The organism is Pseudomonadota bacterium, from assembly GCA_010028905.1.
Lineage (GTDB): Bacteria > Vulcanimicrobiota > Xenobia > RGZZ01 > RGZZ01 > RGZZ01.
In genome coordinates this window covers 1-5,100 of the sequence record RGZZ01000366.1, presented here as the reverse complement: position 1 = coordinate 5,100, position 5,100 = coordinate 1, and the positions used below count along the sequence as shown (strand labels likewise).

The following is a 5,100-nucleotide window of genomic DNA, read 5'->3' as shown; positions in this document are numbered from 1 at the left end:
TCACGACGCGCCCGAATGAGGAGATTGGCGCCACACTGTCGAACCCTCGACTCACCCGTCGACTTGTGGAGGCATTCAAAGTGTCCGACAGCTGGCTTCACGATCTCGTCTCCTGGTGTGTGACCGAAGGCCGCGAAGATGTCGAGGGCTGGGTGGCCGAGGCGAAGGCGCGCAACCGGGGGCTGCCGCTCGACGCGCTCGCGCGCAAGGTCGTGTACCAGCAGGCCCAGCTCGCCGCGCGCGCCCCCATCACGCCGGCCGCCGTGGGGGGCATCCCCGGCCTGCGCACCGCCATCACGGCGCGTCGCATCGACGCGGAGAGCGGCTTCGTGGTGTACCGCATGGTGAAGTCCATCCTCTACCAGGCCGCCGTCTACGGGCACAGCCATGACCGCGACGTCATCGACCGGACGCTGCTCACCTTTGGGCTCTCGATGGGGCATGTGACCACGCGCAAGACCCTGGTCGACGGCGGCCACCGAACGCCTGAACGACTCATCGCCGCGATCGCCGGCAGCGCGGGCGCGCGCGCCTACGCCGACATGCTGGCCGCCGACATCGGCACGCGCTTCACCGGTCGTGGCCGCCTCCAGCTCCTCACACAAGCGGGCCGACCGTTCTTCGGCGCCCAGAACTTCATCTTCATCAGCGCCGCCTCGCTCGCGGGTCGCTTCGTCTTCAATGACCTGGTCGTCACCCCCGCAGAGCTCGACGAGCTCGACCACCAGATCCGTGACCGCTCGCGCACCGTGCTGGGTCTCATGAGCTGGATGGCGCGCGCAGACGGCCTTCCTGACGCAGTTGAAGGCTCGGTCATCGAGGCCTTGCGAGAGAGCCTCGTGCTCCCCGGGATGTCGTCGGCCGATCTCTCCACCGAGCTCGTGGGCAAGCCCGACTGGGAGAAGATCCGCCACCTGTTCAGCAATGATGACGAGCGCGCCGGGCTCCTCGAGAACCTGCTGATGGTGGTGTGGGCCGACGGTGAGAAGACCGAGCAGGAAGACCGCTTGTGTCGCCGCGTGGCGGCTGAGCTCGTGGCCGACCGCATGGTCGATGACATCGAGACCGCGGTGCGCCGATCGATGGGGGTGAGCGACTGGTGAAGGGCCTGTACAAGCGCACCTGGGGCGACGACCTCGTGGTCCCGGGGGAGCGCATCGGAGGGTTCATGCTGGGCCAGCGCCCTGGGGATTTCCTGCCCACCGACTCGAATGCCACCCTCTCCGACTGGAGCATCAGCACAGGCGTGGCCGTCGAGCTCGACAGCGAGGGTCGGCTGGTCGACGCCACCACGGGCGAAGCGAACTATCACACCGAGGAAGGGTTCACGGCCGGCACCGAGGTGACCGCCATCATCGACGTGTGGGGCGCCCCGGACGAGACACGCGAGCTGGGCGCCGACGGCTACTTCGAAGCCATGGTCGCCTGGCGCGCGCGTGGCGCGGGCCTTGCCGTGAAAGAGGGTCGCGTGCTCTACCTCAGCGTCTTCCCGCCTGCCGAGTAGAGGCACCACCGCGTCCGAGAGCGAAGAACGTTTAATGCCTCCCACCGATCCCGCCCAGGCTGCACAGTCCCGCGCAGAGAACCTGCTGCGCATCATGTCGTCCATCAACGCGTCGCTGCACCTCGAAGAGGTGCTCCAGATCGTGATGGACCAGCTCATCGAGCTCACCAAGGCCGAGCGCGGCGCCATTGCGCTGGTCGACCCGGAGACCGCTGACATCAACTTCGCGGTGCGGCGTGGCGAGGGCATCGACGACGAGAAGCGGGGCGCAAGCCTCAGCCTCATCCGGAAGGTCGTGACCTCCGGCAAGGGCGAGCTTCTGCTGTCGGCCATGGACGATCCCCGCTACGCCCAGAACCAGAGCGTCGTGCTCAAGGGGCTTCGATCGGTGCTGTGCGTTCCGCTCGTGACCCGCAACAACGAGATTCTCGGCGTCGTCTGGATCGACAACAAGAAAGAGGCCGGCATCTTCAACCGCGAAGACCTGGAGATGATGACCGAGTTCGGTCGTCAGGCGGCCAACGCCCTCGACCACGCCAACAAGTACACCTCGCTGCTGGCCATGAAATCGAACCTCGACTCGGTCTTCGAGAGTCTCAGCAGCGGCATCGTGGCGGTCGACACCGAAGGGTTCATCACCGCCTTCAACCAATCTTCCGAGCGCATCTTCGCCCTCGAGCGCAACGCCGTGCTGCGCCGCCCCATTCGCGAGGCCCTGCACGGCCGGGCGCCCGAGGTGTTCAGCGGCCTCATGGAAGAGGCCATGCAGACGGGCGCGCCCGTTCTCGGCCGCAGCCACTCCGGGCACTTCGCGGGCGCGGGTCAGATCGAGCTCACGCTCAACGCCGCTCCCATGAAGACCTCCGAGGGCGAGCAGATCGGCGCGACCCTCATCATCGACGACATCTCCGAGAAGCAGGCGCTGCGCAAGGAGCGCGACGTAGAGGCGGCTGAGCGCCAGCGCCTGCGCGTCACCCTGGGACGCCTGGTGTCGGAAGACGTGGCCGAGATGGCCGAGCGCGAAGAAGACGCCCTTGCACAGGGCGGGCGCATCCGGACGGTATCATGCCTGTTCGTCGACATCGTGGGCTTCACCACCCGCTGCGAGCATCTCCCCCCGGACCGCGTCATCACGCTTCTGAACCGCTACTTCAGCGAGATGTGCGAGGTGGTGGGGCGCAACCAGGGCACCGTGAAGCAGTTCGTGGGCGATGAGATCATGGTGCTGTTCAACGCGGCCAAGGAGACCCCGGACCATCCCCAGCTCGCCCTCTGGACCGCCATCGAGATGGTCGACCGCCTGCAGGAGATGAAGGCCCTCGACCCCACGGGTGAAGACGGTTTCTACGACGTGAAGATCGGCCTCCACACCGGCCCCGTGGTGTACGGCGCGGTGGGCGCGCGCGATCGCATGGAGTTCGCCGCCGTGGGCGACACGGTGAACCTCACCTCTCGGGTCATGGGGCTGAACCCGAGGCTGACCTCTCGCATCTTGATCAGCGAAGATCTGTACTTCGAGGTGTATCGGCGCGCGTCACGCGGCATCGAGTTCATCTCGCACGGTCCCCAGCAGGTCAGAGGGCGCAACCAGGCCATCAAGGTCTATGAGGTGCGCAGCACCCGCTGGGCCTAGCATGATGACGGTTGCGTGCCGCGAGCCAGAAGCGGGGGGGGCGAGGGGAACGCCCGACAGCCCCGGCTTCCCCCCGATGAATATTTCTTCGACCCGATGTCACACGCAAAGGTTTCGCGGGTCAGAACACGTGCAGGAGGAACACCGTGGATGACCGCGACCTGAAGCTCCTCGAGCGGGTGCGCTCTGGGGATCGGGATGCGTTCAGCACACTCGTGGAGCCCTACGCGCCCCGCGTGTACAGTGTCCTCGTGCGCATGACGCAAGATCGGGCTGCAGCGGAAGATCTCTTGCAGGACGCGCTGCTGCAGGCCTATCGCGCCATCGACCGGTTCCGCGGGGAGAGCAGCGTCTACACCTGGTTGCATCGCATCGCGGTCAACAAGGCGTTGAACTGGCTGCGGCGAGTCAAGGGAAAGATTCGCTTCGAGTCGCTCGACGAACCCGTCTCCAGGGGAGACGGCGAGATGCGGCGCGAGGTGGTCGACGCCAGGGAGACGCCAGAACGGCGGTCGGCGCAGCAAGAGATGGGTGAGGTCATCGAGGAAGCCATCTCGACCCTGTCGGACGGAAACCGGATCGTGTTCACCCTGCGTGAGATCGAAGGGCTGGGGTTTGACGAGATCGCGCGCACGCTCGAGTGCACCGAGGAAGCGGTGCGCACGCGCCTGCACCGCGCCAAGAAGGAGCTCAAGGAGCGGCTGCGGCCGTACCTCGAGCACGCAGGAGGGCACCGAGCGCCATGAGCCAGGGGCACGTGAACGACATGCTATTCGACTACCTCGAAGACGCGCTCGGCGCGGACGCGCGTAGCACGGTCGAGGCGCACCTGCGAGACTGCGCCGACTGCGCCCACGAGCTCGAGGTGACGCGCCGCGCGGAAGCCCTCTTCGACCAGATCGCTCCGATGCCGCTCCCCGAGGGGTTCATGGCGCGCCTCGATGCGCGCCTGGCGGAGGCCGACAGCGGCACGGCATCGGGCGCGGCGCAGCCGCCACACCTCACCCTCGTGTCGACCCCTCCCGCTTCTTCATCGGCGCCCGCCAGCGCCGCCTCGTCGGCGGGCGAATCGCGCGCCCTCCCCAAGACCATCTACTCCCCGCCATCCGCGTCGAAGACTCCCGTCCGACGGAGCTACACGGGGATGCTGACCCTCCTCGCCGCCGTGCTCTGCGCGGTCATCGGGCTCAGCATCGTGCTGCGCCCATCGGGCGGTGAGAACCCCGCCAGCGCTCCTGCAGCCCTCGCCTACAGCGACGGCGACGTGCAGGTCGAGCGCGCCGGAACCACGAGACACATCACCCGCGCCATGGGTCTCCTTCCAGGCGACGTGGTGACCACCACCGATTCCGCGCACGCCGTGCTCACCGTCGGAACCGGCGGCTCGGTGCGCCTGAGCCCGGGAACCCGCCTCGAGGTGAAGGCGGTGGCCGGCAAGAACGGCAGCGGCACGGCCGAGGTCGAGGTGGCGCTGGTGACCGGTTCAGCCTGGGTCGAGGAGACCCGCAACGCGCGATGCGCGCTGCGTGCCGCGGGGGTCACCGTCTCGCCCTCCGACGGCGTCTTCGCCGCCACCGTGCGCAACGGCCAGGCCGACGTGCACGTGTGGCAAGGGCAGCTGAAGATCGCCTCGACCGATGGGGCAGCCACCGTGCTGGCCGCGGGCCAGAAGGCGCTCATCGCCTACGGTGTGGCTCCGAAGGCCGTGGCCATCGACGTGAAGGCCGTGCTGCAAGACGCGTTCGTGCTCTGGAACCTGTGCCTGCGCCAGCCGCAGCACCCCACAAGGGCAGAGGCGCTGCTCCAGCCCGTGCTCGAGGCGTCACCCACGCTTCCCGAGTGGATGCGCGACGCTGCCTCTCCCGCCTCGCAGCCGAGCGGCGGCGCTGCCCCCGCTGCCCCCTCCGGCGAAAAGCAGCCGGGGAGTTAACATCGCGTTCACCCCACGCAGACCGCCCCTGCT

The 5,100-nt window shown here is 67.7% G+C and carries 5 protein-coding genes; all 5 read left to right on the top strand.

Features of this window, described 5'->3' with window-relative positions:
• The first annotated feature begins 80 nt into the window (after positions 1 to 80).
• Positions 81 to 1,103, top strand: a complete 1,023-nt coding sequence (locus EB084_19170; protein NDD30384.1) for a hypothetical protein — start codon at positions 81 to 83, stop codon at positions 1,101 to 1,103.
• Positions 1,100 to 1,504 carry a hypothetical protein gene (locus EB084_19165; GenBank protein ID NDD30383.1) on the top strand — a complete coding sequence of 135 codons (405 nt, stop codon included), beginning with the start codon at positions 1,100 to 1,102 and terminating at the stop codon, positions 1,502 to 1,504. The genes EB084_19170 and EB084_19165 overlap by 4 nt, the downstream gene beginning before the upstream one ends.
• 34 nt (positions 1,505 to 1,538) lie before the next feature.
• Positions 1,539 to 3,137: a GAF domain-containing protein gene (locus EB084_19160; protein ID NDD30382.1), complete on the top strand. Its 1,599-nt coding sequence runs from the start codon at positions 1,539 to 1,541 to the stop codon at positions 3,135 to 3,137.
• Positions 3,138 to 3,217: 80 nt separating this feature from the next.
• On the top strand, positions 3,218 to 3,883 hold the full coding sequence (locus EB084_19155) for a sigma-70 family RNA polymerase sigma factor (GenBank protein NDD30381.1): 666 nt from the start codon (positions 3,218 to 3,220) through the stop codon (positions 3,881 to 3,883).
• The gene (locus EB084_19150) at positions 3,880 to 5,067 is read left to right on the top strand and encodes a hypothetical protein (GenBank protein NDD30380.1); all 1,188 of its coding nucleotides are present in this window, start codon (positions 3,880 to 3,882) and stop codon (positions 5,065 to 5,067) included. Before EB084_19155 ends, EB084_19150 begins: the two co-directional genes overlap by 4 nt.
• Positions 5,068 to 5,100 lie beyond the last annotated feature (33 nt).

What these genes read in the sequence shown, in the direction of transcription:
- EB084_19160 (NDD30382.1), top strand. Translation starts at nt 1,539, where the DNA reads ATGCCTCCCACCGATCCCGCCCAGGCTGCACAGTCCCGCGCAGAGAAC.
- EB084_19150 (NDD30380.1), top strand. Translation starts at nt 3,880, where the DNA reads ATGAGCCAGGGGCACGTGAACGACATGCTATTCGACTACCTCGAAGAC.